This is a genomic window from uncultured Dubosiella sp. (genome assembly GCF_964018005.1).
In the GTDB taxonomy this organism is placed as follows: domain Bacteria; phylum Bacillota_I; class Bacilli_A; order Erysipelotrichales; family Erysipelotrichaceae; genus Dubosiella; species Dubosiella muris.
The window spans coordinates 1-25,981 of the sequence record NZ_CAXHOA010000001.1; the positions used below are offsets into that span (position 1 = coordinate 1).

The 25,981-nt window shown below is 54.8% G+C and carries 24 protein-coding genes and 1 pseudogene; 16 read left to right on the forward strand and 9 right to left on the reverse strand.

Annotated elements, in window-relative coordinates; genetic code table 11:
• The 3 genes and pseudogenes from ABNS49_RS00005 to ABNS49_RS00015 all read right to left on the reverse strand — a co-directional run.
• A pseudogene (locus tag ABNS49_RS00005) lies at positions 1 to 161 on the reverse strand (keto-hydroxyglutarate-aldolase/keto-deoxy-phosphogluconate aldolase); the annotation flags it as partial.
• 2 nt (positions 162 to 163) lie between these two features.
• On the reverse strand, positions 164 to 1,663 hold the full coding sequence (locus ABNS49_RS00010; RefSeq protein ID WP_135980003.1) for a tagaturonate reductase: 1,500 nt from the start codon (positions 1,661 to 1,663) through the stop codon (positions 164 to 166).
• Between the two features lie 19 nt (positions 1,664 to 1,682).
• Positions 1,683 to 3,167 carry an altronate dehydratase family protein gene (locus ABNS49_RS00015; RefSeq protein WP_135980004.1) on the reverse strand — a complete coding sequence of 495 codons (1,485 nt, stop codon included), beginning with the start codon at positions 3,165 to 3,167 and terminating at the stop codon, positions 1,683 to 1,685.
• Between the two features lie 306 nt (positions 3,168 to 3,473).
• Here ABNS49_RS00015 and ABNS49_RS00020 point away from each other — a divergent pair, with 306 nt between their 5' ends.
• The 5 genes from ABNS49_RS00020 to larA all read left to right on the forward strand — a co-directional run bounded on the left by ABNS49_RS00020 (position 3,474) and on the right by larA (position 9,269).
• The gene (locus tag ABNS49_RS00020; RefSeq protein ID WP_135980005.1) at positions 3,474 to 4,502 is read left to right on the forward strand and encodes a TRAP transporter substrate-binding protein; all 1,029 of its coding nucleotides are present in this window, start codon (positions 3,474 to 3,476) and stop codon (positions 4,500 to 4,502) included.
• A gap of 6 nt (positions 4,503 to 4,508) precedes the next feature.
• A complete protein-coding gene (locus ABNS49_RS00025) occupies positions 4,509 to 5,033 on the forward strand; it encodes a TRAP transporter small permease (RefSeq protein WP_135980006.1) in 525 nt (174 codons plus the stop codon).
• Between the two features lies 1 nt (position 5,034).
• On the forward strand, positions 5,035 to 6,342 hold the full coding sequence (locus ABNS49_RS00030) for a TRAP transporter large permease (protein WP_135980007.1): 1,308 nt from the start codon (positions 5,035 to 5,037) through the stop codon (positions 6,340 to 6,342).
• A gap of 107 nt (positions 6,343 to 6,449) precedes the next feature.
• Complete coding sequence (uxaC, locus tag ABNS49_RS00035) at positions 6,450 to 7,865, forward strand: glucuronate isomerase (RefSeq protein WP_135980008.1); 1,416 nt, start codon at positions 6,450 to 6,452, stop codon at positions 7,863 to 7,865.
• A gap of 120 nt (positions 7,866 to 7,985) precedes the next feature.
• Positions 7,986 to 9,269: a nickel-dependent lactate racemase gene (gene larA / locus ABNS49_RS00040; RefSeq protein ID WP_135980009.1), complete on the forward strand. Its 1,284-nt coding sequence runs from the start codon at positions 7,986 to 7,988 to the stop codon at positions 9,267 to 9,269.
• Positions 9,270 to 9,376: 107 nt separating this feature from the next.
• On the opposite strand, the gene ABNS49_RS00045 is transcribed toward larA, so the two are convergent.
• Together ABNS49_RS00045 and celB are read right to left on the reverse strand one after the other, a co-directional pair.
• Positions 9,377 to 10,276, reverse strand: a complete 900-nt coding sequence (locus ABNS49_RS00045) for an ROK family protein (protein WP_135980010.1) — start codon at positions 10,274 to 10,276, stop codon at positions 9,377 to 9,379.
• 1 nt (position 10,277) lies between these two features.
• Complete coding sequence (gene celB / locus ABNS49_RS00050; protein ID WP_135980011.1) at positions 10,278 to 11,579, reverse strand: PTS cellobiose transporter subunit IIC; 1,302 nt, start codon at positions 11,577 to 11,579, stop codon at positions 10,278 to 10,280.
• Between the two features lie 263 nt (positions 11,580 to 11,842).
• Here celB and ABNS49_RS00055 point away from each other — a divergent pair, with 263 nt between their 5' ends.
• The 11 genes from ABNS49_RS00055 to ABNS49_RS00105 all read left to right on the forward strand — a co-directional run bounded on the left by ABNS49_RS00055 (position 11,843) and on the right by ABNS49_RS00105 (position 21,593).
• On the forward strand, positions 11,843 to 12,814 hold the full coding sequence (locus ABNS49_RS00055) for an FHA domain-containing protein (protein ID WP_135980012.1): 972 nt from the start codon (positions 11,843 to 11,845) through the stop codon (positions 12,812 to 12,814).
• Positions 12,798 to 14,012: a hypothetical protein gene (locus ABNS49_RS00060; RefSeq protein WP_135980013.1), complete on the forward strand. Its 1,215-nt coding sequence runs from the start codon at positions 12,798 to 12,800 to the stop codon at positions 14,010 to 14,012. The genes ABNS49_RS00055 and ABNS49_RS00060 overlap by 17 nt, the downstream gene beginning before the upstream one ends.
• Positions 14,012 to 15,520, forward strand: a complete 1,509-nt coding sequence (locus tag ABNS49_RS00065) for a hypothetical protein (protein WP_135980014.1) — start codon at positions 14,012 to 14,014, stop codon at positions 15,518 to 15,520. The genes ABNS49_RS00060 and ABNS49_RS00065 overlap by 1 nt, the downstream gene beginning before the upstream one ends.
• Entirely contained in the window at positions 15,513 to 18,800 is a 3,288-nt protein-coding gene (locus ABNS49_RS00070) for an FtsK/SpoIIIE domain-containing protein (protein ID WP_348687605.1), read from the forward strand. The genes ABNS49_RS00065 and ABNS49_RS00070 overlap by 8 nt, the downstream gene beginning before the upstream one ends.
• Complete coding sequence (locus ABNS49_RS00075) at positions 18,793 to 19,008, forward strand: hypothetical protein (RefSeq protein ID WP_168353559.1); 216 nt, start codon at positions 18,793 to 18,795, stop codon at positions 19,006 to 19,008. The genes ABNS49_RS00070 and ABNS49_RS00075 overlap by 8 nt, the downstream gene beginning before the upstream one ends.
• Positions 19,009 to 19,022: 14 nt before the next feature.
• The gene (locus tag ABNS49_RS00080) at positions 19,023 to 19,313 is read left to right on the forward strand and encodes a WXG100 family type VII secretion target (protein WP_168353560.1); all 291 of its coding nucleotides are present in this window, start codon (positions 19,023 to 19,025) and stop codon (positions 19,311 to 19,313) included.
• A gap of 11 nt (positions 19,314 to 19,324) precedes the next feature.
• Positions 19,325 to 19,615, forward strand: coding sequence for a WXG100 family type VII secretion target (locus tag ABNS49_RS00085; RefSeq protein WP_135980017.1), 291 nt, complete (start codon positions 19,325 to 19,327; stop codon positions 19,613 to 19,615).
• The gene (locus tag ABNS49_RS00090) at positions 19,608 to 19,796 is read left to right on the forward strand and encodes a hypothetical protein (protein ID WP_135980018.1); all 189 of its coding nucleotides are present in this window, start codon (positions 19,608 to 19,610) and stop codon (positions 19,794 to 19,796) included. Before ABNS49_RS00085 ends, ABNS49_RS00090 begins: the two co-directional genes overlap by 8 nt.
• On the forward strand, positions 19,771 to 20,577 hold the full coding sequence (locus ABNS49_RS00095; RefSeq protein ID WP_135980019.1) for a hypothetical protein: 807 nt from the start codon (positions 19,771 to 19,773) through the stop codon (positions 20,575 to 20,577). Before ABNS49_RS00090 ends, ABNS49_RS00095 begins: the two co-directional genes overlap by 26 nt.
• A gap of 26 nt (positions 20,578 to 20,603) precedes the next feature.
• Complete coding sequence (locus tag ABNS49_RS00100; protein WP_135980020.1) at positions 20,604 to 20,873, forward strand: DUF4176 domain-containing protein; 270 nt, start codon at positions 20,604 to 20,606, stop codon at positions 20,871 to 20,873.
• 75 nt (positions 20,874 to 20,948) lie between these two features.
• Complete coding sequence (locus tag ABNS49_RS00105) at positions 20,949 to 21,593, forward strand: hypothetical protein (RefSeq protein ID WP_135980021.1); 645 nt, start codon at positions 20,949 to 20,951, stop codon at positions 21,591 to 21,593.
• Positions 21,594 to 21,687: 94 nt separating this feature from the next.
• Here the strand turns inward: ABNS49_RS00105 and ABNS49_RS00110 are convergent, their stop codons facing one another.
• From ABNS49_RS00110 to ABNS49_RS00125, 4 genes are all read right to left on the reverse strand, one after another.
• Positions 21,688 to 22,095, reverse strand: coding sequence for a PTS sugar transporter subunit IIB (locus ABNS49_RS00110; RefSeq protein WP_135980022.1), 408 nt, complete (start codon positions 22,093 to 22,095; stop codon positions 21,688 to 21,690).
• Positions 22,096 to 22,278: 183 nt separating this feature from the next.
• The gene (locus ABNS49_RS00115) at positions 22,279 to 23,205 is read right to left on the reverse strand and encodes a glycosyltransferase family 2 protein (protein WP_168353561.1); all 927 of its coding nucleotides are present in this window, start codon (positions 23,203 to 23,205) and stop codon (positions 22,279 to 22,281) included.
• A complete protein-coding gene (locus tag ABNS49_RS00120) occupies positions 23,168 to 23,569 on the reverse strand; it encodes a GtrA family protein (RefSeq protein ID WP_135980024.1) in 402 nt (133 codons plus the stop codon). The genes ABNS49_RS00115 and ABNS49_RS00120 overlap by 38 nt, the downstream gene beginning before the upstream one ends.
• Positions 23,566 to 25,881 (reverse strand): YfhO family protein, encoded by a 2,316-nt coding sequence (locus ABNS49_RS00125; protein WP_135980025.1) that lies wholly within the window; start codon positions 25,879 to 25,881, stop codon positions 23,566 to 23,568. The genes ABNS49_RS00120 and ABNS49_RS00125 overlap by 4 nt, the downstream gene beginning before the upstream one ends.
• Between the last annotated feature and the right edge of the window lie 100 nt (positions 25,882 to 25,981).

The following is a 25,981-nucleotide window of genomic DNA, read 5'->3' on the forward strand; positions in this document are numbered from 1 at the left end:
TCGATGCAGGCGGCGGCTTCGCGGGTGCGGAATGTCACTTCCGCGGCGGGAAGACCGCCTTCGCAAAGGGCGTTGGCCAGTGGCGCGGCGTCTTCCTTATGGTCGAGAACGACGACCGGGATGATCCCGATCTCGTGGAATCGCTGTAAAGTTTTATTCATGCTTATTCTCCCTTGTTCAGGCACGCCTGCATGGCGGCCATGGCGCCTTCGTTGTCTATCGTGTCCAGCGCGCTTGTTACCGCGTCGTGAAGGCCTTCGATCGCGTTCAAATCCTGTCCCCAGAAGCTCGTGTTGCCCAGAACGAGGGAAACGAGCTGCGCGTTTGGCTTGTCGCTGTTGGCGGCAAAGAATTCGAGCACGTCGGCGTCGTCCTTGATCGTGTACGGCTGTTTCGTGACCGGATTTACGGCTTTTAATCCATCGGCGTCCAGTTCCTTGCCGCGGTAGAAGGCGATGTAGCTGGCCAGCGACGTCGTGAGCGCTTTCGGGAGCTTGTGGAACTTGTCCACGTAACCAAGCAGGGAAGGGAGGACGCGCGCCTTCCACTTCGCCGTCGAGTTGAGCGAGATCGCGAGCAGCTCGTGGTCGATGAACGGATTTTTGAAACGTTCCGTCACGGCTTTGGCGAATTGCTCGCAGTCTTCCTTCGAAAGCGAAAGCGTCGGGATGATCTCGTTGTAAATGGCTTCGTTCATGTACGCGCTGATCGTCGGATCGTACATGCAGTCGCGCACGATCGTCTGGCCGGCCAGAAAGGCACCCAGCACCATCGACGTGTGCGCGCCGTTCAAAATGCGCACTTTCTGCTCCTTGTATGGCTTGTGGTCGTCGGTCACGATGATTGGCAGACCGGCTTTTTCAAACGGCAGCTCGTCGCGCAGCGACTGCGGACCTTCAATGACCCAGACACCGAAAATCTCGCCGGTGTCCAGCGTATTGTCCACGTAGCCGTTTTCCGCGTTCATTGCGTCAGCTTCCGCGCGCGGATAGCCGGTGACGATGCGGTCGACCAGCGTCGAGCAGAACACGTTTTCTTTTTGGATCCACTGAATGAAGTCTTCGCCCAGGTTCCAGTCTTTGGCGTGCTGAAGGACGCATTTTTCGAGTTCCTTGCCGTTGTTGTCGATGAGCTCGCACGCCAGGATGATGAAGCCCGGCAGCTGCTGCTGGAAGCGGGCGAACAAAAACTGCGTCAGTTTGGCCGGGTAGCTGGCGGCTGGCGCGTCGGCGAACTGGCACGTTGGATCGTAGGCGATGCCGGCTTCGGTCGTGTTGCACGTGATGAAGCGCAAATCCGGTTTTTTCGCCATGTCGAGCACCTCGTTCCAGTCCTCGTAGGCGTTCAGGCAGTTTTTGACCGCCGAGATGACGCGCTTTTCGCGGACTTCCTGGCCATCCTGGAATCCTTGCAAATACAAGGTGTACAAGCCTTCCTGCTCGTTGATGATGTCCTTGAGGCGGAATGCGCCCTGGCTGATTGGCTGCACGAGCGTGACTTTCGTGTCGAAGCCGGCTTTCTCGTTCATTTGGTCGATGAAGTAGTCGACGAATCCGCGCATAAAGTTTCCTTCGCCAAACTGCAATACGCGAACCGGCGCGTCTTCCAAAAGGTAGCCTTCGTAGTTCGATTGTTTCAAAGTTTCGTAATTTAATGTTTTCATATGTTTGTTCCTCTCGAATTTACAGGGTGACGCCCTGCTTGAAAATCGCCATGTCGTGGAAGCCCGCTTTTTCGCTGGCGACAAGCTCGCCGCTGGCGACGGCGAGCACGAAGTCCAAAAGCTCGTCGGAGAGCTCGTCGAGGTTTTTGGACTCGAGCAGCTGGCCGCAGTTGAAGTCGATCCATTTCGACTTGTGCTTGGCCAGCAAGGAGTTGCTGGAAATCTTCATCGTCGGCACCGGGGAGGCGAACGGCGTGCCGCGTCCGGTCGTGAAGAGCACCATGTGCGCGCCGCTGGCGGCCAGCGCCGTGCTGGCGACTAAATCGTTGCCCGGGGCCGAAAGCAGGTTCAATCCTTTGTGCTGCACTCTTTCCCCATAGGAAAGCACGCCTTCGACTGGAGCCGAGCCCGCTTTTTGCGTGCAGCCCATCGACTTGTCCTCCAGCGTGGAAATGCCGCCTTTTTTATTGCCGGGCGACGGGTTTTCGTAAATCGTCTGGTTGTGGGACTGGAAATACGTCTTGAAGCCGTTGATGAGATCGACGGTTTGCTCGAACAGCCGCTCGTTTTCGCAGCGGTTCATGAGCAGTGTTTCCGCGCCGAACATTTCCGGCACCTCGGTCAGGATCGTCGTGCCGCCCTGGGCGATGAGCTTGTCGGAAAACGCGCCGACGGTCGGGTTGGCGGTGATGCCGGACAACCCGTCCGATCCGCCGCACTTCAAACCAATGACGAGCTCGCTGGCGCCAATCGGCTCGCGCTTGTCGTTTTTCATGCGACGGGCGAGGCGTTCGACGCGTTCGATGCCGGCCGCGATTTCATCCTCGACGTCCTGGCACACGAGATACTCGATGCGATCGCTTTCCGGGTCGTTCAAATATGGCTTGATCGTGTCGATGTTCGAGTTTTCGCAGCCCAGCCCGAGCACGAGGACGCCGCCGGCGTTGGGGTGCTCGATCAAATCCGCCAAAATGCGGCGGGTGTTGTCCTGGTCGCCGCCCATTTGCGAGCAGCCGTACGGATGCGGAAAGGCGCACACGGCTTCCACGCCGTCCTTGACAAGATGCGCGCTCGCTTTCTCGATGGCCTGGGCGATGTTGTTGACGCAGCCCACGGTCGGAATGATCCAGATTTCGTTGCGGATGCCGGCCTTGCCGCTGGAACGGCGGTAGCCGGCAAACGTTTTTTCCGGCCGCGGCGCCAGCGCCGGGATGTCTGGGGTATACGTGTAGTCGAGCACGTCGCCTAAATTGGTTTTGATGTTGTGGATGTGCACCCATTGTCCGGCTTCGATCGGCGTCGTAGCGTGGCCGATCGCCAGACCGTACTTGACAATGTTTTCGTCTTCGCCAATCGGGCGCAGGGCGAACTTATGACCGGGCGCGATGTCTTCGATCAATTCGAACGAACCGTTTTTCGTTTCGATGCGCTCTCCTTGTTTCAAGGGGGTCAAGGCAACCGCCACGTTGTCTTGCGGATTGATTTGGATCCATTGTTTATCCATTGATTTTCCTCCTGTTTTGCATACACATTTTTCGGTTTATGTGTAAAGGCTTACATATTATTTATCATAAAAAGTAGGGAGGTGTCAACGGAAGGGAATAAAAAATGACTTGAAAATGGCAGACATTTTATTTTCATCGGGGAAGAAACGTGTAAGAAAGACCAATAATTTGGGGAAGATATAGATTTTTGTCAAATGAATAAGCAAAACTTAAATAATAGATTGCCTTTCTTTTTTCAATCCTGTATAGTGGTTTGCTGTAAAGGCTTACACATAAAATTGAAGCGATAGAAGGAGAAACAATCTATGAAATTATGGAGACGGCTTTTCGCAGGTGTCGCCGCGATGGCGATGACTTGCAGCCTGGCCGGTTGCGCGGCGTTCGATTCCGTGACCGGCGGCAAGCGGATCATCCGGATCGCCCACGCGCAATCCGAAGAGCATCCCGAGCATATCGGCATGCTGGCGTTCAAAGAAATCATCGAGGAACGCCTTGGCGACAAATACGAAGTGGAAATCTTTCCCAACGAGCTGCTTGGCTCGGCCCAGAAGGCGATCGAGCTGACGCAGACCGGCGCAATCGACTTTGTGGTCGCCGGAACGGCAAACGTGGAAACGTTCGCGAAATCGTACGAAATCTTTTCCATGCCTTACTTGTTCACGTCGACCGACGCGTACCATGAGGTGATGAACGATATCGACTACATGCAGGCGTTGTACAATTCGACAGACAAGTCGGGATTCCGGGTTTTGACATGGTTCGACGCGGGAACGCGCAGCTTTTATTCCACGAAGCCGATTCGCACCCCGGACGACTTGAAAGGACAGAAGATCCGCGTGCAGCAGTCGCCGGCTTCCGTCAACATGGTGAAGGCGTTTGGCGCGGCCGCCAGCCCGATGTCGTTTGGCGAGGTGTACACGGCTATCCAGCAGGGCGTTATCAACGGCGCGGAAAACAACGAGCTCGCCCTCACCAACAACAAGCACGGCGAAGTAGCGAAGTATTATTCGTACAACCAGCACCAGATGGTGCCGGATGTGCTCATTGGCAACACGAAATTTCTTGAAAGCCTGAGCGACGAGGAATACGCGGTGTTCATGGAAGCGGCGCAAAAGGCGACCGAGGTGGAAATGGCCGAATGGGTCAAAGCGGTAGAAAAAGCGAAACAAATCGCGAAAGACGAGCAGGGCGTCGAGTTCATCGAAGTCGACATCCAGGCGTTCAAGGACAAAGTGTCGGACGTGCAAAAGGAAATGCTCGAAAACAACCCGGATATCGTGGAGATGTACGAGCATATCCAGGAAGTCAACCGCAAATACGAAGAAAAGGAGTAGGAAACGATGTTGAAAATTACGAAAACGATCCGGAAACGGATGGATCAGATCATCATGGGCGCTTGCGTCGTCTTGTTCGCGTTCATGGTCGTGATCGGCTCCTATCAAATTATTACGCGCTACTTTTTCAACCGGCCAAGCACGGTGAGCGAGGAGCTGCTCACGTACAGCTTTGTTTGGATGGCGCTGCTGGCCAGCGCCTACGTGTTTGGCATCCGCGACCATATGCGGATGGGCTTTCTGGCCGACAAGCTGCAAGGAAAAGCGAAGCAGGCGCTCGACATTTTCATCGAGATCCTGATTTTGGGCTTCGCGTTGCTGGCGCTTGTGTGGGGCGGCAGCGCGATCATGCAGTTGTCCATGCAGCAAATGACGGCTTCGCTTGGCATCCCGATGGGATACGTGTACACGATTTTGCCCGTTTCCGGCGTGGCGATTCTCGTATACAGCGTGTTGAACATCATCGACATGTGCCATGGCGAAAATTTAGACATGCACAGCGGTGTCGAAGAGAAAGGGGACGTGTACTAAGATGACAATCTCTTTATTATCCGGTTTGATTATTCTAGTTCTTTTGGTGGTTATGCTGCTTTTGGGCGTGCCAATCGCCATCGCCCTGGGGATTTCCTCGGTGTGCGCGATTTTGCCGATTATGCCTTTCGACGTCGCGGTGCTCACCGCCTCGCAGCGCATCTTCTCGGGAATTTCCGTGTTCTCGCTGCTGGCCATTCCGTTCTTTATTTTGGCGGGTAACATCATGAACCGCGGTGGCATCGCCATCCGCTTGATCAACCTGGCGAAAATGCTGACGGGAAAAATGCCGGGCGCCCTGGCGCAGACCAACGTTTTGGCCAACATGCTGTTTGGCTCGATTTCCGGGTCGGGAACGGCGGCCGCTTCCGCGATGGGTTCGATTATCGGGCCGGTTGAAAAGGAAGACGGCTACGATCCGAATTTCTCGGCGGCGGTCAACATCGCGACCGCGCCGACTGGATTGCTCATTCCGCCAAGCAACGTCATGATCACGTACGCCCTCGTTTCGGGTGGCGCCAGCGTATCCGCCTTGTTTATGGCCGGCTACATTCCGGGCATCCTGTGGGGTCTGGCGTGCATGATCGTCGTGTACTTTCTGGCGAAGAAAAACAAGTTCTACTCCAACGTGCAAATGAGCGGGAAGGAAAAGTGGAACGTGCTGCTGCAGGCGCTGCCTTGCCTGCTGCTCATCGTCGTCGTGATCGGCGGTATTATCGGCGGTATCTTTACCGCGACAGAAGGCTCGGTCGTGGCCGTGGTGTACTCGCTTGTTCTTTCGCTCTTTGGCTACAAGTCGATCAAATGGAGCGACTTGCCGGCCATCTTCAAGGAAAGCGCGCAAATGACGGGCATCATCATCTTTTTGATTGGCGTGTCCTCGATCATGTCGTGGGTCATGGCGTTCACGGGCATCCCGCAGCTGGTGAGTGAAGGGCTGCTTGGCTTGACCGACAACAAAGTCATCATCCTGCTGCTGATCAACGTGATTTTGCTCGTTGTTGGCACGTTTATGGATATGACGCCGGCGTGCCTGATCTTCACGCCGATCTTCCTGCCGGTTTGCACGGCGCTGGGTATGGATGTCATCCACTTCGGGATCATGCTCATCTTCAACTTGTGTATCGGCACGATCACGCCGCCGGTGGGCACGACGCTCTTTGTTGGCGTCAAGGTCGGCGGGGTCACGATCGAGTCGGTCATCAAGCAGCTGCTGCTGTACTTTGGCGCGATCTTCGTCGTGCTCATGCTCGTCACGTACATTCCGCAAATCAGCTTGTGGCTGCCGACTGTGCTGGGCGTCATGTAGAAAACCCAACAACAAACGCAATGTAATCGACTGGTTTCGCCATGGAAGCGGATTCAGTCGATTTGTACAATAAAAATGATTATAAAATAAAAGACAGGAGAACCATTATGAAAAAGTTTATGGACAAGGACTTCCTTCTCGAAACCGAAACGGCGAAGGAACTGTTTCACGATTACGCGGCTGTCGTGCCGGTGCTCGACTACCACTGCCACATCGACCCGCAGGAAATTTACGAAAACCGCCAGTTTGAAAACATTGCCCAGGTATGGCTGGGGGGCGACCACTACAAGTGGCGCCAGATGCGCTCGAACGGCATTGACGAATACTACATTACCGGCGAGGCGTCGGACTGGGAAAAGTTCGAGAAATACGCGCTGACGCTGGAAAAAGCGATTGGCAACCCGCTGTACCACTGGTCGCATTTGGAGCTGCAGCGCTTCTTTGGCATCGACACGCCGCTGAGCACGAAGACGGCCAAGGAAATCTGGGACAAAGCTAACGCGATGCTCCAGCAGGACGATATGCGCGTGCGCAGCCTGATTAAAAAGGCGAACGTCACACTCATTTGCACGACGGACGATCCAATCGACGATTTGAAATGGCACAAGCTCATCAAGGAAGACGAAAGCTTTGACGTGCAAGTGCTGCCGGCATGGCGTCCGGACAAGGCGGTCAACATCAACAAGCCGGATTTCATGGCGTATGTGGCAAAGCTGGAAGCGGCGGCCGATATGAAGATCGACTCGTTTGCCGATTTGAAAGCGGCGCTGGCCAAACGCATGGACTACTTCGCGGCCAACGGCTGCTCGGTAGCCGACCACGGACTGGACTATGTGATGTACGTTCCGGCAAGTGACGAGGAAATCGAGACGATTTTCGCGAAAAAGAAAAACGGCGAGACGCTTTCCAACGAGGAAATCGTGAAATTCAAGACGGCGATCATGCTGTTTTTGGCCCAGGAAAACAAAAAGCACGACTGGGTGATGCAGTTGCACTATGGCTGCAAGCGCGACAACAACACGACGATGTTCGACAAACTCGGACCGGATACGGGCTTCGACTGCATTTCCAACGAGGCGCCGGGCGCGCAGCTGGCCGATTTCCTGAACGCGGTCAACGCCAACGGCGGTTTGCCGCGCACGATCATTTACTCGCTTAACCCGGGTGACGACGAAATGATTGGCACGATTATCGGCTGCTTCCAAAACAGCGACGCGATCGGCAAGATCCAGCAAGGATCCGCCTGGTGGTTCAACGACAACAAGACGGGTATGCAAAAACAAATGACGTCGCTGGCCAACCTTGGCTTGCTTGGCAACTTTGTCGGCATGCTGACGGACTCGAGAAGCTTCCTGTCGTACCCGCGTCACGAGTACTTCCGCCGCATTTTGTGCAATCTCGTGGGCGGCTGGGTTGAGAACGGGGAGTTCCCGTACGACATGGATTTGCTCGCGCCGATCATCAAGGGCATTTCCTACAACAACGCTATCGAATACTTCGGATTCGACTTGGAAAAGAAATAAAAAACAATTTCAAACCGGACGCGTTCCGGTTTTTTTCGTGCGAAAGGGTTGCAGGACTGAAAGCGGTTTCATAAAATAAGAGGGAAGGAATGGTAGTACCAATTTGAAAAGGTGAAAGCAATGAAGAAAGTCAGTTTTTTTTACGACACGACAACCCAGGATCTTTGGGTACCGGACGACACGCCGGTTTTGGAGTCGAAAGTGGACACGCTCAAAAGCGAGCGCGACGGGCGGACGATTGTGCGCGAGGCGATGGAGCATCCGATTGGCTCCAAGCCGCTTCGCGAGTTGGCGAAAGGGAAAAAAGATTGCGTGATCATCATCAGCGACCACACAAGACCAGTGCCAAGCCAGGATATTTTGCCGGAAATGATTCGGGAGCTGGAAGAAGGCAATCCGGACATCAACATACGGCTACTTGTGGCGACCGGATTCCACCGGCCGACCTCGACCGAGGAGCTAAAAGCGAAGCTGGGCGACGCGTTGTACGCCCGCTTTCAGGACAAGATCCTCGTCCACGACGCCCACGATCCGTCCCGGAATGAAAAGATCGGCGTTTTGCCGTCGGGACCGGACTGCATTGTCGACAAGGACGCGGTGCATACCGATTTGCTCATCGCGGAAGGCTTTATCGAGCCGCACTTTTTCGCCGGCTATTCGGGCGGGCGCAAAAGCGTGCTCCCCGGGGTGGCCGACGCCGTCACCGTCATGGGCAACCACTGCTCGAAGTTTATCGACGATGCGCACGCCCGGACCGGGATTTTAAAGGACAACCCGATCCATACCGACATGGTGGAGGCCGCCAGACTGGCAAAGCTGGCGTACATTGTCAATGTCGTCATCGACGAAAAGAAGAAAACCGTCGCGGCGTTCGCGGGCGATTTTGAGCAGGCCCACGCGGCGGGCTGCGCGTTTTTGGATCCGTACGTGTGCGTCGAGCCCGAACCGGCCGACATCGTCATCACGACCAACGGTGGCTATCCGCTCGATCAAAACGCGTATCAGTCGCCCAAAGGCATGACGGCCGCCGAAGCCACGGTCAAAGACGATGGCGTCATCATCATGCTGGCGACATGCAAAGACGGCACAGGCGGCGATTTCTTCTACCATATCATCGCCGACGAGCCGGACATCGAGACGGCGTATCAAAAGTTTCTGGCGACGCCGCAAACCGAAACCCGTCCCGATCAGTGGTGTTCGCAAATTCTGGCCCGCATCGCCCGCAAGCATCCGATCATCTTTGTGGCCGATCCAAAACAAAAAGAAATGATCGAAGGCTTGAAGATGACATACGCTCCATCACTGGACCAAGCGCTGGCGATGGCGTACGAAATGAAAGGGAAGGACGCGACGCTGACATGCATCCCAAACGGCGTGTCGGTTGTCGTGAAGGAAAAAGAGTAAAAAACCGGCGAACGCCAGCCGCGTTGCCCATCGAACAGACGAAAAAACCGGAGCGAATGCACTCCGGCTTTTTTTTATGGCGAGTCACGCTCCAGACTGTGACTGCCTTATTTGGCGAACGTTTCCATAAAGTTGGCGTACGCGCCATATAATCCCGCATCGTTGAGAAATTTGCATCGGTCGATCTGCATAATATCCAGTAAGTTGAGAGAAAAAGATGGTGTCAGATCTTCGACGCGTCGTTTGACTTCGTCAAGCAGTTTCGGCTGCATCGAAACCGCTCCGCCAATTAAAACGATGTCTGGATTCAAAGTGTAGGCGATGTTGTAGATGCCCATCGCCACGGCATCATAGAAGGCGGACACTTTTTCGCTGCAAAGCGCGTCGCCTTCCTCGGCCCGGCGGAAAATCTCGATGCCGTCGAGTTTTTCGTCCAGCTCGTTGTTGACGCTTTCCACAAGCGCCCGCGTGGAGGCGAAGCCCGAAAGGATCTCGTCTTCCGGCTTGTCGGTGTGGATCCCGTTGATGAACATGAATCCAAACTCGCCCGCCATCTTGGCGTTGCCGGTGTAAAGGCGGTCGTTGATGATGATTCCGCCGCCCACGCCCGTGCCCAGCGTCATGCAAACCATGTTTTCATAGCCCTGGCCGTTGCCCATGTAGTGCTCGGCGATCGTGGCGCAGTTGGCGTCGTTTTCGATGGCGACCGGCAAGCCGGTCCGGGATTGAAACCATTCCCGGATGGCCAAACCGTTGAAGCCGTCGATGACATTGCCTGAAAGAACCGTGCCCGTTTTGTTGTCGACAAAGCCGGGCGAGCTGATGGAGAGACCGTCGATCTTCGCCCTCTTTCCATACGTCTGCACGACGTTCAGCATTTCATTCAAAACGTGATCTCCACTGGCGCGCTCGGTTGGAAAGCTGCCCTTTTCAAGCAGTTTTCCGTCCTCGATGAGCGCGTGCTTGACGGCGGTGCCGCCAATGTCGAAACAAACCACTGTTTTCATCTTATTCCGTTTCCGCCTCGATTTTCACGTTTTGGCGATCAAGCGATTTCAGGAACGGGAACCAGCAGAGCGCCACGACAACGAGTTCGACAAGTTGCACGACACCGCCTTGCCACGAGTTGGTCGCCAGCATGCCGGAAAGGAAGATCGGCGTCGTCCAAGGCACGGTGATTCCGGTCGTGTAAGGCACCAGGCCGGCCGACATCGCGAAGTAGACGATGATGACGTTGATGATTGGCGCCACGACCCAAGGAATGAAAATCGTCGGGTTGAGGACGATCGGCATACCGAAGATGACCGGCTCGTTGACGTTGAAGATGCCCGCCGGCGCCGCCAGACGTCCGATTTGTTTAAGCTGCTTGCTTTTGCAGAAGAAGATCATCAGGATGACCGCGCCCAGCGTCATGCCCGAGCCGCCGATGCCGACGGTGAAAATCTCGATAAACTGCTTTGTGACGATGTTCGGGATTTGCGCGCCGCTCTGGAACGCTTCCAGGTTTTCGAGTGTCAGCGTGTTCCAGATTGGATCCAGCACCGAATTGACGATGATCTGTCCGTGCAAGCCGAAGAACCACAGAAACTGAATCGCGAGAATCGCCAAAATCGTCGCGCCAAGACCACGTCCAAGGCTTACAAGCGGCGCCTGCACGATTTGGTAAATAAAGTCATGCACGTTGCCCCAAGGCGTATACATAAAGCCGATCCGGATCAGCAGGAACACGGTCAGCGTGATCACGGCCGGAATGAGGGCCGCAAACGATTTGGAAACCGCAGGCGGAACCGATGAAGGCATTTTGATCGTCCAGTTTTTCTTCGTGAAGAAGCAATACAGGAACGAGGCGAAGTAGGCGCCGATCATGGCGACAAACATGCCGCGCGCGCCCAGACGGTCGATGTTGAAAATGTTGGATACGAGCATTTGGCCGCCCGCTTCCAAGTCGACGTTCATTTCCATCGGGGTGACGAGCAGGAAGGCCGCCAGCGCGATGGCCGCGCCGAAGATTGGATCGCATTCCTTGTCTTTCGAATAGTAGTAGCCGATACCGAGGCACAAGAAGATGGCGGCAATCGACATCGTCGCGGTCGAAGCCGGTCCGAGCAACGCGTTGAGCGTGCCGGCCGCGTCCTCGCCAATCAGGTTGGCTAAAAACGGAAAGTTGGCGATGATCAGCGTGATTGATCCGAAAATCGTCAGCGGGAACGCGAGCATGAACGCGTCACGAAGGATCTCAAGCGGTTTGAACGCCGCCAGTTTCGATCCGAATTCGAGTAAAGGTTCCGTAAAACGGTCAAGTGATTTCATAATTTCTTCTCCTTATTTGCCGTATCGTCTTTCAATGGATCCATTTTGAAAGGGGATACATCGTTTACGATCACATCATATATCATAATCAAACAAATGTCTAGACATATAATGAAGAAAAGTATACTTAATCAAAGGAAAAAATAAGTATAAATCTATATAAAAGGAAAAAAATTAAATTTTTTTTAAAAAAAGTGTCCATTTTTCGAAAAAAAAACGTATATAAAAGGTGTGGCAACCAAGTGCCCTGGAAAGGAGTTGTTATGAAGCAGCAAATCAAAACGATGAACGAGCGCGGCGACGTGCTGGAAATCGCGCTTCAAGATGAAAACGCGATGGATCCGGACTTGATCGCCGCCATCCGGCACGACGACTACTGCCTCGATCCGATCGACAACGCCAACGGAACGCTGGCGTACCGGTATGGAAAGAAAGTGCCGGTTGCGCATTTTTTAAAGCACTATGTGTTTGAAAGCGGGGAAGGGTACGATTTTTTGATCGAACTGCTCGAGAAGGCGATCGCGGTCAATCGCTCCAAACCCGTGCTGCTGGATCTGGACTGGATCTATATCGAACGCGACGGCACCGGGCTTGCGTTTGTGGTCGTGCCGCTCAAGCTGGATTACTGGCTGTACCGCAAGGAAGACTGTCTGGCCTTTGTCCGGGCGCTGGCCGCCACGTTTCAAACCGCGCACGACTATGAAGTGACCGGCTATTTGCACGCGCTTCTTCATTCCGAGGAATTTTCCATTCCCAATCTCGTTCTCGGACTCAAGGCGCTTCGCCGCCAGTACCACCCGAAAAAATGGTACGACCGCTGGTCGAAAAAAAGAAGCGACGGCTTTTTGGCCAGAGAGGAAGTGGGCGGATACTTTGTCGAGCCCGCGCCCGTCTTGCGCCGCGAGGACAAGATCCTCCATACCCAAATCATTGGCGCCCTCGACCAGGACGCGCCGTATTTGCAAGATGAAAACGGCACGCGCTTCGACCTTTTGTTCGAGTCAATGGTTGTCGGACGGGCGATGACGTGCGAGATTGCTCTGGACGAGCCGAACATCTCGCTTAAACATGCCCGCATCACCAAAGACGGCGACCGGTGCTATATCCAAGATTTGAAATCCAGCAACGGCACGTTTTTAAACGACAAACGCGTGCAGCGAAAAATGCGGCTGCGTCCGGGCATGCGCGTCGTGTTCGCCGACCACGTCTTCCGGTTTTATGAGCGACCGCTTTGAATTTTCCAAAACCTTGTGCGTGACCCGCCATTCCCAAGTCGATGAAGTCGTCGATTGCAAGACCGGCGTGCTGTACGTGCGAAAAACGCTTCTCGATCCGAAAGATCCCATCCTTCGCCGGCAGTTCATGCTTGAAATTGAAATTCTCGCCTCTGCTTTCTCTCCTTACGCGCCCCATCTTGTCGACGTCAACGAATCGTTTGGCTCGCTTTGTCTTGTCGAGCAGCACATCCCGGGCATCCCCCTGGATCAATGGCTCGCCTCGCGTCCATCCAAAAAGCGCCGTCTTCGCCTTGTTTTCGCCTTGCTCGACCAAATCGAATCGCTCCACGCCCTTGGCTTTCTTTACATCGACTACAAGCCCGCCAACATTCTTGTTCAAGACGACCAGCCGCATTTGATCGACTTCAACGCCTGCGTTCCGCTCCACGCCTCCACGATTTATCTTTCCAGCGTCCCGATCCATCCCAAACAAGACGCCTTTGAAATCGCCGACGATCTTCGTCTGCTCCATCCGCTCCTTCGACGCCTCGTTTCCATAGGCAAACATCCCAAATCTTCGATTCCGTCGCTACGTCGCGCGCTGCGACGATCACGCCTCAAGGTTGCGGCCTATATTCTGTCTGTCTTTCTCGCCGCCTTTGCCGGGCTGGCGAGCGGGGCGCCCCTTGAGCCGACCGTGCTGGAAGCGTACAAAAACAAACAGGAAACGCTATATTCGCTCGTAGAAAAAGAAAAGCTCGACGACGCGTTTTGGAGCGATGAAAAAAACGTCTTGTTTCTGGTGCGGGAAACGATTCGCGCCGACGATCCCGGTCTGAGCCGGGCCGTGTTCGAAACGATTCCGCCCGCCACGAAAACACGCTATGAAGACGAGATCCTGCTGCTGGAATGGAGCGGCATGCTGTATGAAAACCTCACCACGGAAAAGATGGAGCGGCTTGTCGACAAAACGAGCCATCCGCGCCACGCGGCTTTACTGCTGGACATCTGCATTCAAAACGAAATCTACTTGTCTATTTCGCGCCAGCAGCGCATGTACGCCTTGCTGGCCGAGCACGATCCGCAGCGAATCGTGGAATACGCCCTTTTTTTGAAAAGCCGGGCCATTTTGGAAATCGAAGCTATCGAGCCGTATGTCGACTTTCAAGATCCGGCCCTGCGCCCGCTATTAGAAATATGGAGAACAAATACCTAATGAATACAACGCAAGAAATCCCGAAGCCGCCAATCGAGGCAGCCGCCACCGCGGAAACGATCCGCATCGAACTCGCCGACCACGTCGATGTGTCCCAAAGCGTGATCGTCGTCAATGGCGAACCCTGGAACGGCGAACCTATCGACGTCCACGACGCCCGCCGTTTTGAAATCGAGTTTTCGCTCGTCGATCCAAACGGAGAGCCCATCCAGGCCGGCGTGCTGGACGTGGAAGGCGACAAAGAACCACCCGCCTTTCAAATCAACGTTCCCGACGAGCTTTTGCTCGCCGAAGACACGCTGCTCGATGTCCGGGCCGAAAGCGAGGATCTCGCCCGGATCCAGTTTTTCGTCGACGGCGTCGAATACAAAAAACGCGAGCTCGTTTTAACGCCCGCGATGCGCGAAGTCCGCGTCGTGGCGCACGACCGGGCCGGCAACACAACGGAGCAGACGATCCAAATCGAACCACTCGTCCAGCCCATCCTCCACATTCGGGGCGCCGGCATCGAAATCGAGCATTGGCGCGACGGGTTTACGCTTTGGCACAACGGCGAGGAAAAAGCCGTCGACGAAGCGCGGCTCGTCCCCGGCACCAACACGTTCGAAATCCGAAGCGGCGCCTTGCTCGAACCGCTCGTTCTCGAGCCGGTCGAATACAAGCCCGAGCCAGTCACGTTCGAAGCGAGCTGGGAAGACGACACGCTTCATTTCGCGCTGTCCCGCCCTGTGAAAACCGTACGCTGGAAAATCGGCGAAACCATGTACGACAACGTCGATCGTGTCAAGTGGGGCGCGCAAAGCGAGGGGCAAACCGTGCGAATCGAGGCGGAAATGACCGATTTAGACGACCAGGTGTTTTTCGCTTCGCAAACGGTTTCCATTCCCGCCATCCAAGCGCCGCTCCCGCTTCCCGCGCCCAAACCTCAGCCACAACCTCAGCCTCAGCCACAGCCACAGCCGGATCCTGTCGATTTTGCCGACGCGCGCCCGGCATTGAAGCCGCCGCTCGATCCTTTTAAGCCAATCAAATTCGTCGCCACCTCGTCGCTCAAAAGCGAAGCCATACTGGAAAAGACGTTTCGGCTCGACGACCAAAAACAACTCGACGTGGCGTGGAAAAAGGAGCCGGCCATCCAGACGCCCCGGCTGGAAATTGTCAACGAGGCGCTTGTTCCCGCATCCGGGCGCTTTGCCAGCGAAAAGGTGCGAATCGTGCTGGCCGACACCGATCCGGAGCGGGTCGAGTCCATTCGCGTCAACGGGAAAGCCGTTTCAAAAGACGCGCTGGAGCAAGACCGGCTGCAACAGGCGTATTTCGAAATCGACACCGCGCCCGACCAGTACGTTGTCGATATCGCGTACCGGGACGCCGACAACCAAATCCAAACGTTGCGCCGCGATTTCGAAGTGGAAGCGCCCGCGCCCAAACCGGCCTGGGCAGGCGGCTGGGCGCTGCTGCTCGCGCCAGTGATTTGGCTTGGACGATGGCTGTGGCGCCATGTATAGACTGGTCGTATGCAAGCCGGACGCGGCCGAGTGGTTTGACTTGGAGCCGGGCGCGTCCGCCGCCGGAAGCCTGGCTCTTTCCTGGAACGAGGAAAGCGTCGTGGTGGAAGGGGTGGGACGCGTGTCCTGGAACCAGCCGGCGCGCCATCGGGAAACGACCGTCTTTATCAAGCCGCTTGAAAAGTACGCCATGAAGCGCATTGGCGCGAAGTTCACGCTGGGGCGAGAGGATTTTCAACAGCCCGACCCGCATCTTTCCGGGATGCATTTCACGATTGTGAACGACCGTCTTGTCGATCAAAGCACGAATGGAACGTATGTGAATGGGGCGCGGGTGAAGGAAGCCGACTTGCATGCGGGCGATACGATTTTGGCGGCCACGACCGTTTTGTATTACTATCCGCCGTTTTTGTTTAGCGACACGCCGTGGCGCGACGAACCATGGCCGGAAGAGCCAGAAGAAGAGACAGGCGCGCTGGCGCCGCGTTGTTTGATCGAACGATGCAAGATTCCCGTTTTTGACGCGCTGGAACCGTTTGTCTCGATGCCTTCGGCGGCTCGCTCTTCGCTGGCCGGCGCCCTGGCGCCCTCGTTCATGATGTTGTCGTCGACCGGGATCTCCTTGTGGATCCAGGCCCGGATCGCGCCGGAGCGTTTAGGAAATTTCCTGCTCATGTCGATGTCCTCGTTGTTCATGTCGTTTGCGTTTTTGATGCTGGGATTGTTTCAGTTTTTCCATGGCCGCCGCCAAAACCGCGCGCAAATCCTCGAAGCGAAAACGTTGTACATGGACTACGTGCGCGAGCGGCTCGACGACTACGCGCAAGCCGTGCGGCGCTACACGCTGGCATTTGACGACTCGTCCAAACAAGAACACTGCCTGTGTCCGCCCGACTTGATTCCGATTGAAATCGAGCGCGTCCCCGTCGCGTTGCCGGCCATGCCGGCGGTCAACTACGCGACGCGCAAATCGGAGCTGTACACGGAAGTTCAAAACGAAATCGCGAAGCATCAAAAATCGGCGCCAGTATGGCGGCCGTTGGCCCGGCAGGCGGCGATTTGGATCCGGTGCGCGCCGATGGATTTGTTTTGCCACATGGCGGCGCGAGCGGACGAAAAGAGCAAATGGGTGTGGATTTGTGCGCCCGGCACGCTGCCGCGGCTGCATGGGTTGTGCGTCGAAGAGCGGATTTTGCGTTTTGACGATGTCGAGCAGGCGCTGGCGGCGATAGGTACGAAGACGATGTACTGGATCGTAGTCGAAAAGGAAATGCTGCCGGTCAAACCGTTGCGGCTGCCCGACAACGCTTCCTTGATTTGCTGCGCGGAACACATGCCGTCGTATCCGTTTGACCAGACGGTCGAACAGCCAAGTCTTTTGCGTCATCCGCTGCCGCGCCAGGGATGTCAGGCGCTCGTGTCGGTTCACGATATTTTCGACTTGGAGCGCGGCGTGGCGCAAGCGCGAGGTGGTCAAAAGGACTTTCGGTTTGTGATTGGCGTCAACGAAGGCGGCTTGGTCACGCTGGATCTTTTGGGGGCGCACTTGCTGGTGGCCGGCATGACCGGTTCGGGGAAGTCGGAGTTTTTGGCGACTTTGCTGCTGTATGGCGTCGTCTACTTTTCCAGTCAGGACTTTCAGTATTTGCTCATTGATTTCAAGGGCGGGGCGTTTGGCAGCGCGTTTTACGCCTTTCCGCACTGTGCCGGGCAAATCACGAATTTGGAAGGCGACCAAATCGAACGGTTCATGGCGTCGCTGCGTTGCGAAATCAAGCGTCGTCAAACGATACTGGCTTCCTTTCAAAAGCAAAGCGGGCAAGTGGCGGATATCGCGTGGTATCGGGCGCACGGGCACGCGATGAGCCACGTCTTGATCGTGGTGGATGAATTCGCCCAGCTCAAGCTCCAGTACCCGCATGTCATGGACGACTTGAAGGAAATGGCGCGGATCGGCCGCTCGCTTGGAATCCATCTCGTGCTGGCCACGCAAAAGCCGGCGGGCGTCGTCGACGAGCAAATCTGGTCCAATTCAAAGTACCGCATTTGTTTGAAGGTCAATTCCGCCAGCGATTCCCGCGAGGTTTTAAGCCACGACAAGGCGGCAACGATCGAAGAGCCGGGCACGTTTTACATGCAGGAAAGCGAAAAGGACGAGGTGGTCGGCCGCTCGTTTTACGTGCAGGCCGGCGTCCGGCGCTGGCATGTCGAAGGCGCGCGGGACGACGGGGCGGATTCGATTTTGAACGCCATGAAGAAAAACGTGCTGGCGCTGCCGGAAACGACCGCGCCCATCGTGCAGCCGCCGCTTGATTCGGTCGCGTTTGACTCGCTTTGGCTTGTCGACAAGCCTTGCGAGCAAAAGCTCGAGGGGTACGACATCCCTTTGGGAGAGCGGGTGGCGGTATGGGCGGGGCGCCACCGGCGCGCGGTTGTCGAAAGCATTCAGGCCCGCTTTGACCCGGTGTATGTCGAGCATCTTCATTTTGAGCAAAGCTCGCTTTGGTTTTTGCAAGCGATCGAAGATCCGGTGACGGTCGTGATTGACTTTGACGCCGCCTGGCTGGACAAGGCGGCCTGGCTGGACAAACCGAACATCCGCCTGATTTGCCTGTTTTCCCAAACCCATTCTCGCTTCGAACCGTTTTTGGCGGCTTCCGCCTGCCGTATCGGTTGCGATTTTTCGAACCCGGAAGCGGTTCGTCAGTTTTTCAACGATTTTATCCACGATACAAGAAAGGACTTTCCCATGGCTTTACTTTCCATTCAAAACGAATACTTTACCGCCCGCTGGCGCGTGCCGTCAGCGCCTTCGCCTTCGCGTCTTGCGCCGCTGCCTTGCATGGATGGCCGCTTTTCGCTCAATGAGGCTCAAAACTACTTTTCCGAACCGGTTCTTGGCTACGACGCGCGCTTTTTGCCGATTTTCTGGACCAAAAAGCGCAAGCTGCTCGTCTGCTACCGGGAATCCGGCCGGCAGGAAGACTTGTTTTATTTGATGCAGGTGTGGCGCCACAACGACCCGTTTTTGCGCGTCGCGGTCGGAAGCGTAAAAGAAAATGCCGACATTTTGATTTTGGATGTCGAAAAGGACAAGAGCTTGTTTCAGGACGCCACGTTCCAGGCGCGCCTTTATGACTTTGACGTGATGTGGGTGGGCGAAGGATTCAACGACTACGCGTTTTTGCTCAAAAAACGACTGGTCCACACCGAAGGTGAAGTCATCGTCTTTCAGGAAGGGGGCGTGCAGACCGGACGCCTGCTGGAAATTTATGCCTAGATTGTTCGTCTATGTGCGCTCGATCGACCGGGGCGGCTGGCGCATCGTGTCGCTGGACCCGGGGCTGGCGGCTTCCGTATTCGTCGCGCAATGGGGCGAGATGGAACAGGCGGCCCACTACCACGCCTTGTACAACGTGGAACTGGAACGAAAAATAACGGGGACGCTGGAACGCGTCGCCCATGGCGATCATTTGATCGTCTTTTGAAAGAGAGGAAAAAAATGAAAATTACAGTCAATTATGAACAACTTTACCAATCAGGGAACGCCCTGCACGCCCAGGCGGGCGAATACGAGCAGCTGATCGAGCGGATCAACCGGCTGATGCTGTCGACAAGCGACGTGTGGCAAGGAAGCGACAACGACGCGTTCATTCAGCAAGTCGAGATTTTGTGGCCGCAGCTCATGCGCATGGTATATGTCATCGAGTCGTACGCCAACGTCTTGAAGACGTGCTCGCAAGCGTACGAGCAGCTCCAGCAAAACCGCCTGGCGCAGGCTAGAAATTTATAGGAGGAGTGACAATGTCGAGATTAAATATTTCCGCTGCCGACTTGATGCAGCATTCCACGCAGTTAAAAAGCATGCAAAGCGAGATTCATGGCGTATTTAGCCAAATCCAATCGAAGATGAACGAGGTGCAATCCATTTGGACTTCGCCAGCCGCCTCCCGGCTGATGGACGAGTTCCAGACGCTGCACCCGATGTTCGAGTCGTATTTGCAGACGATTGAAAACCACGCGAACTACTTGTCACAAACGGCTGTCGCCTACGAGGAAAACGAGGCGCTCATGGAGAACTCGTTCCATGCATAGAGGCTATCTTGTCTATGAGCGGGCGACGACGCAAATCGCCGCCTTGCAGCAGGACATCCCTTCTTTTTTATCCGCGGCGGAAACGCGGTACGTGTCCAAGGCGCTGGCTTCGTTGCAGGGGCTGATCAACACGCAGATCATGGAGATGGATCGGCTTGGTTATCGACACAAACGCCTGTGAGGCGTATGCCGGGCGCGTCCATCGCCTGCGGACGCAAATCGTGTTCGCGGATTTCACGCTCGCCAGCCGCCATCAGACGATTTTGGCGAAAATCGAATCGCTGCGCCAGTACTTTTTAACGATGGCCCGCCAGGCGGCCGCGACGGAATCGTCGCTTCCCATCACGACATCGAGTTCGTCGGTTGGACAGCCTCGTTTTTCTTACGGCGTGGATTTGCGTCCGGTTTCGCAGCTGCTAAAAAAACCGGATCCGATGCGCGCGAACGCGAGCGCGTCGCTACATTATTTGAGCGTCGGCTCGGTGTATTCGACGAAATACTTTGAGCAAAAGACGTCGATGCAAGTCGGCAACGCGCAAGCGAGCGGGGAGTGCACGCTTCAGCTTTGGAACGAGAAAAAGCAGTTTGATCCAAAGCTCGCGCTCTCGGCCCAGCTCGATGGCAGCCTGCTGGATGTGGCAAGCCACACAAGAGTGGGAACGGATATGATCAACGCGACGTTGGACGCCAGCGGAAAAGTGGGCGCGGCCAGCGCGAGCGCCCAGGTCGTGATGTCGGCAGACGAGCAGACGTTTCAGGCCCAGGGTCATGTGGCCGCCTTGGAAGGGGAGGCGGTTCTGGCGTTTCATTTGTTTGGCGCGAGCGTTTCGGTAAAGGGGTCCGGATCGCTGTTGAGCGCCGGCGGCGACATTTCCTACTCGCATAAAAACCGGGAATGGGAAATGGGCGCCAAACTTGGATTCATTGCCGGTCTAGGCTTAAAAGTCCATGTCAAATATTAAGGAAATCAACAGAAAGGAGGAAAACCATGCCGGAATTGCTGCCGCTCGGTTCGATTGTCACGTTAAAAAACGGCGACAAGAAAATCATGATTGTTGGCCGGTTCCAGCGCCACGAGCCGTCGAAAAAAGTGTTCGACTACTCGTCGGTGCTGTGGCCGGAAGGAATGATTGATTCAAAGCGTTTGTATTTGTTCGATCACAACGATATTGAACGAATTTATTTTATCGGAATGCAAAACGAGGAAGAATTTAATTTCCGCTTCGTTTTGGAAGAAGAATACGAAAAAATAAAATAAACGATGGATTGCACTTGCCTGGGAATTTGCCTAAAATATAAGTAGTGAAAAGGCGAAGGCCGAGGAGAGAGAAGTATGAAGAGGTTTTTGAAATGTTTGTTTGCGATGATGATGGTTGTCGGATTGAGCGCTTGCTCCAACAGCGAGCAAGAGCAGGAAGCGATCAAAGTCGTCATTGATTCGTATCTTGGCAACTGCAAGAGCGGCGACTACGAAAGCGCGGACGCGTTTTTAAGCAAGGACGCGGGTTCGGATCTCGAATTCGCGGCGGTGTATTCCGAGCTGGACAGCCAGCTGGAAAGCATGGGACTTGGCGAGGATTTCGACCGGGAAGCCCGTTCGTTCGTGCAGGATTTCGTGTCGAAAACGTTCATGGAATATAAGGTGGACGGCATTCAGGTCGATGGCGACAAGGCGACGGCGAATATCACACTGAACGGAAAAGACACGGATGAATTCGATTTGAACGAGATCCAGGATTTGACGTTAAACGAAGTGACAAACTACATCAACGATCACACCGAAGAATTGCAGTCCTATGCGGAAAACCATACGGAAGAGGAATTGGAAGCAAAAATGTATAAGGACTTGTCGAAGGTCGTGTTTGACAAGATGAAGGAAATGGTCGCACAGCTGCCGGAAGCCGAAACGAATCTGGTGTTCGGCTTGACCAAAGAAGACGGCGACTGGAAAATCACAAGTATTCAGGAAAAACAATAATATCTATCGAAAGAACGAAAGCACTGTCGGCAGGCGGTGCTTTTTTTAACGGGCTGCAAAAAAAACGGTCCCGAAGGACCGGCAGGAAGCGGCTTTACCGGTTTTGGTGGCGGTAAGCAGTGATTCGCCTGATTTTCAACGCGTTTTCCTCGCCAGGAAAATGAACCGGATTGACCGGGTGTTTCGCGAACAAGGCCAGCAAGTCGATAAGGTCCCAATACAACTCCTGCACATCGACCGGACCATACATGCGAATGGGCAGGACGTAGAGCGGTTTGCGGTCGTGGCAATATCGCTCGTTGAACCGCTTCACATCGCGTGAAAGATGAGGACACAAAATGAAAATATCGTACGCCTCGATCTTTTTGGAGGCAAGCAGAAACGGGCAGAAGTCGATGGACAATTCGGATTCAAGACCATAGTGCTTGATTCCTTTGCGGATGCGTTCGGCCATCGTGCTGGAGGAGAAGCCTCCTTTGCAGCAAATCGCGGCTTTGATCATACGCGTCTTTCCTTTCTCTTTTCCTTTATTTTAAGATCACAGAAGCGAGGAGGCAAGAAGGAGTCGACTAAAGAGAGCCGCGTTTCCACGACGCGTAAACAAACACGACTGGATTTTGATCGAATACTATGAAAGCAAGGCAGATTATAAAACCGCCCTGCACTATGCGAAAAAACGCAGCCTTTACTTAAAAGCCGCGTTTTTTGCGGACGACGCCTCCTGAACGACATACAAAGGCCGGTGTTTTACCTCCATATTTGTCTTACACAGCAAAATCGCCATCAGCGCCATAAGTGCGTATTGAAGATCGGCCAGTACGCAGAGGACAACGAGCACGAGCGCCGTTTTTGAGAAGTCGAGCACGAGCCACAGGATAGCGGCTACAGTCAGCAGGGTAAAGAGGAGGCCGCAGCCGGTAAGCGCGCACGACCAAAAGGCGGTCGTGGAAAGATGCGCCGACAAAGCGTAGCCAAACAGGTGGCTGAGATTCCATTTTGTCGTGCCCGCTTTTCGTTCGATATTTTCATACGGGATCCATTTTGTTGGAAATCCCGCGTACATCCACAACCCTTTCGTGTAGCGATCGGCTTCCGGACAGCGTTGCAGCGCCTGGATAACGAGCCGGTCCATGACACGGTAATCGGTGGCGCCCGCCGGATCAAGGTCATGAAGCAGGCGCCGGCTAAGACGGGTATACAAATTGGAAAGCCGCTGCCGGCTTTTCGACTGATCGTTCCGTCCTTTTCTTTGCGCGCCAACCAGATGGACATTTTCCTCGTGGAGGACTTCCAGCATGCGGGGCAGCAAGCGCGGCGGATGCTGCAAGTCGGCATCCATGAACACGGCCAAATCGGTGTCGACGCGCTCCAGTCCGGCTTTCATCGCCGCCTCCTTGCCAAAATTTCTCGAAAACGACACATAGCCGACGCGGTTGTCATGGCCGCAAAGCCGCTTGATTTCACGAAGCGTTCCATCCTGGCTTCCATCGTCCACAAACAGCATCCGGTACGCCACGTCTTTCTGGGCCAACGTTTTTGTCACTTCCTCGTAAAAGGGAACAATACACCCCTCCTCATTGAGGCAGGGGACGATGATCGTGAGAGATTGCATGAGAGTCCTCCTTTCGAAAAACGGTTTTCCTGCATCCAACATAGTTGGCGACGACCGTCACGACGGCGATCGCGGCTTTCAGCGGCAGCGGCTTTCCGTTGAGCCAAAGTCCAAGAGCGAACAAGACGTTTTCAAGCCCGAGCGAGGCGAGCCGCAACAAACAAAACGATCGAAAACCGGATCGCGTCACTTTCCGACCAAAAACAAGCTTCGCGTTGACTCCATACGCGAACACGACCGCCACGATCCACGCCAGCAAGTTGGCAATTAGCGGATCGGCTATTTTCAACGCGACCCAAAACACCAGCGCGTTGACAAGCGTCGTCAAGATCCCGACCCCTGTGTAGGCAAAGCCTTCTTTCATTGTTTCCACCTCCTTTGTGAGCAAACCGCAAGAAAAATACCAAATCCAGCCATCGCGATTCCCGCTTTTTTTCCTGGCGCCTCGTACACGATGTCGATTTGATGGCTTCCTTTCAAAACGGGACAGCCGACAAACGTCTTGTTGACGCGAACCGGTTCGATCGGCGTTCCATCCATCCGAATCGAAAAGCCGGTCTGATCGGAAAACGGAGTGACGAGAATCGCGTCTTCCTTCGCGTCGATTGTCAGCGACCATCGGTTTTGACCTTCCTTCGCCTGGACGGGCTCGATCTCGCCGAGCCGCTTTTGAAACATCGAGGCGTCGATCGAACGCCACGTTGTGTTTTTGATCGCGTAGTTTCCCGCCGAAAATTGGATCGTTGGCCGCCCGTTTGTCTGTCCGCCAGCCAGCATGAAGGTAAAGCGCGTATTGTGGTTGTAGTAGACGGACGAGGCAGGCGACAGCTTGTTGCGCATGCCGTTGACGTCCACGACTACCGGCTTTTCCTTGTCGTGGTTTTCGATATCGAATTGCAGCACGGTGATACGGTTTGGATCCAGCGCGATGTCCATCGTTTCCGTTTTTTCAGCGCGCACGAGGCAATCAAGGCTTGGAAACGACTCGGTTTTCCAGCGGCTTTGAAACGCAGCCGCGCGACCCGGCGCGTTCGACACGCATGGCTGTTCGATCATCGCCTGCAAGGTGTCCGGAAACGGGAGCGTTTCCCATGTCTTTTCGTCCATCCACGCGCGCGTCAAATAAAAGCGTGGCAAAACCGACGTGGCGCGGTAAAGGGAAGGCGCGACCGTCTCGAAGCCGGGCGGACACGTGTCGGCCTGTACCCATTGGATACCGCGGGAAAACAAGTAAAACGGATTGGTCGAATCCAAAATCGCCGTCCGGTTGTTGATGGGGATGTTGACTTTGAGCAAGTCGAAGATGTATTCGTTGTAGCGCTTTGGATAGATGGAGGCGTAGCCGCTCGAACGATTCGCGCGCAAACCAAACGTCGCGTTGACCAGCTGGCTTTGATCGACCAGGGCGATGGATTCGTTTTGGACTTTTCCAATCCAGTCCGGCAAACTTGGCATTTTTTTCAAGTACGAATCGGGCGGATTTTGCGCGTTCCACACGAGCAGAGGACCGGCCAGCAGTGCGAAAACGAACCGGGTTTTGCGCGCGAACAGGCAAAGGGCGACGCCTAAAGCGAGAATATCCCACCAGAGAACGCCGTTTTGAATCGTCAAGACCGGCAGGAAAAAGCCGGCAAGGATCCATGGGTTTCGAACGCCAACGCGATGGGACACGCTTTGTAAAAAGAACGCTTCCAATCCAATCACAAACGGCATCAGCGGCAGCAGCGCCTTTGTGCGCGCGTATAAAAAGCCGCTGAACACGTACCAGAAGACGGGAAACAGGAAAACCGTCAGCAGGCAAATCGCTAAGGGCCTCGTTTTTGGCACGAACAAGGCATACACGAGGGCGAACCAGGCGAGCAACGGCTGACCGCAGCCATAGCGGTTGTACAACAAGCCGCTTAGCTTCCAGTCGGGCACAAACAAGGCAGGCCAGTCTATGGCGGCGCCCGGACGCTTGTTTTCCAGCAAATACAAGCCGGTTGGCAACCATAACGGCGCGCCAAGAAGGACGATGATCAAAAAGCTGAGCCACAATGGTTTGCTGGCGCGAAACGATCCGCCTTTGATCGCGTAGTACACGAGGGCGACCCAATAGCAGGCTGGCGCGAAATAAAAGCTGTGGAACAAGAGGAGCGTCCCGCTTCCGATCACAAGGCGCTTCTTTCCGGTTTGGAGCAGTCGATCGACCCCGATAAGCAGGAAAAAAAGAAACGGGATGAAATTCACGAACATGATTTGCCTGTGCGACTGAAAAAACAGCGTCGTGCACGGCAGACCAAGCGAAAGCGCGAAGCAGATCCACCAGGAGAACTTGTTGGCTTTTAAAAAGAAAAAGCAAGCTACCGCGGCGAGGCCCATTAAAAAGACGGCGTAGGCGATGAGGATATAGGCGAACTCGAGCGAAGAAAAGAGCGCCGCGAACAGGACGTCAGGTCGCAAATAGCCATAGTAGCTGATGGCGTAAAAGTTCACCCCGCCATACAGCTGGGGGATAAAGTCGCAAAACAGCGAACGGCTGGCGCGCATTGTGTCCCGAATCGTTTCTCCTAAAACGACGTGCTGGCTGTACCAGTCGACAGCGTTGCCAAACACGGCGGGCGGGGCCGCCAAAAACAAGACGACGGGGCTTAAAAACAAACAAAGAACGCAGGCGATGGTTCGGTTTCGCGTCATCAAAATCACCTTTCTTTCCTGACGGTATCGTACCAAAACAAGAAAAAGAAAGACCGAAAGGGAAAAAAAAGAAATCAAAAAAAATTCTTAAGAGAAATTA

Excerpts from the sequence above, each read along its gene's own strand:
- ABNS49_RS00010 (WP_135980003.1), bottom strand. The coding sequence starts at position 1,663 with ATGAAAACATTAAATTACGAAACTTTGAAACAATCGAACTACGAAGGC.
- ABNS49_RS00015 (WP_135980004.1), bottom strand. The coding sequence starts at position 3,167 with ATGGATAAACAATGGATCCAAATCAATCCGCAAGACAACGTGGCGGTT.
- ABNS49_RS00020 (WP_135980005.1), top strand. The coding sequence starts at position 3,474 with ATGAAATTATGGAGACGGCTTTTCGCAGGTGTCGCCGCGATGGCGATG.
- ABNS49_RS00025 (WP_135980006.1), top strand. The coding sequence starts at position 4,509 with ATGTTGAAAATTACGAAAACGATCCGGAAACGGATGGATCAGATCATC.
- ABNS49_RS00030 (WP_135980007.1), top strand. The coding sequence starts at position 5,035 with ATGACAATCTCTTTATTATCCGGTTTGATTATTCTAGTTCTTTTGGTG.
- uxaC (WP_135980008.1), top strand. The coding sequence starts at position 6,450 with ATGAAAAAGTTTATGGACAAGGACTTCCTTCTCGAAACCGAAACGGCG.
- larA (WP_135980009.1), top strand. The coding sequence starts at position 7,986 with ATGAAGAAAGTCAGTTTTTTTTACGACACGACAACCCAGGATCTTTGG.
- ABNS49_RS00045 (WP_135980010.1), bottom strand. The coding sequence starts at position 10,276 with ATGAAAACAGTGGTTTGTTTCGACATTGGCGGCACCGCCGTCAAGCAC.
- celB (WP_135980011.1), bottom strand. The coding sequence starts at position 11,579 with ATGAAATCACTTGACCGTTTTACGGAACCTTTACTCGAATTCGGATCG.
- ABNS49_RS00055 (WP_135980012.1), top strand. The coding sequence starts at position 11,843 with ATGAAGCAGCAAATCAAAACGATGAACGAGCGCGGCGACGTGCTGGAA.
- ABNS49_RS00060 (WP_135980013.1), top strand. The coding sequence starts at position 12,798 with ATGAGCGACCGCTTTGAATTTTCCAAAACCTTGTGCGTGACCCGCCAT.
- ABNS49_RS00065 (WP_135980014.1), top strand. The coding sequence starts at position 14,012 with ATGAATACAACGCAAGAAATCCCGAAGCCGCCAATCGAGGCAGCCGCC.
- ABNS49_RS00070 (WP_348687605.1), top strand. The coding sequence starts at position 15,513 with ATGTATAGACTGGTCGTATGCAAGCCGGACGCGGCCGAGTGGTTTGAC.
- ABNS49_RS00075 (WP_168353559.1), top strand. The coding sequence starts at position 18,793 with ATGCCTAGATTGTTCGTCTATGTGCGCTCGATCGACCGGGGCGGCTGG.
- ABNS49_RS00080 (WP_168353560.1), top strand. The coding sequence starts at position 19,023 with ATGAAAATTACAGTCAATTATGAACAACTTTACCAATCAGGGAACGCC.
- ABNS49_RS00085 (WP_135980017.1), top strand. The coding sequence starts at position 19,325 with ATGTCGAGATTAAATATTTCCGCTGCCGACTTGATGCAGCATTCCACG.
- ABNS49_RS00090 (WP_135980018.1), top strand. The coding sequence starts at position 19,608 with ATGCATAGAGGCTATCTTGTCTATGAGCGGGCGACGACGCAAATCGCC.
- ABNS49_RS00100 (WP_135980020.1), top strand. The coding sequence starts at position 20,604 with ATGCCGGAATTGCTGCCGCTCGGTTCGATTGTCACGTTAAAAAACGGC.
- ABNS49_RS00105 (WP_135980021.1), top strand. The coding sequence starts at position 20,949 with ATGAAGAGGTTTTTGAAATGTTTGTTTGCGATGATGATGGTTGTCGGA.
- ABNS49_RS00110 (WP_135980022.1), bottom strand. The coding sequence starts at position 22,095 with ATGATCAAAGCCGCGATTTGCTGCAAAGGAGGCTTCTCCTCCAGCACG.
- ABNS49_RS00115 (WP_168353561.1), bottom strand. The coding sequence starts at position 23,205 with ATGCAATCTCTCACGATCATCGTCCCCTGCCTCAATGAGGAGGGGTGT.
- ABNS49_RS00120 (WP_135980024.1), bottom strand. The coding sequence starts at position 23,569 with ATGAAAGAAGGCTTTGCCTACACAGGGGTCGGGATCTTGACGACGCTT.
- ABNS49_RS00125 (WP_135980025.1), bottom strand. The coding sequence starts at position 25,881 with ATGACGCGAAACCGAACCATCGCCTGCGTTCTTTGTTTGTTTTTAAGC.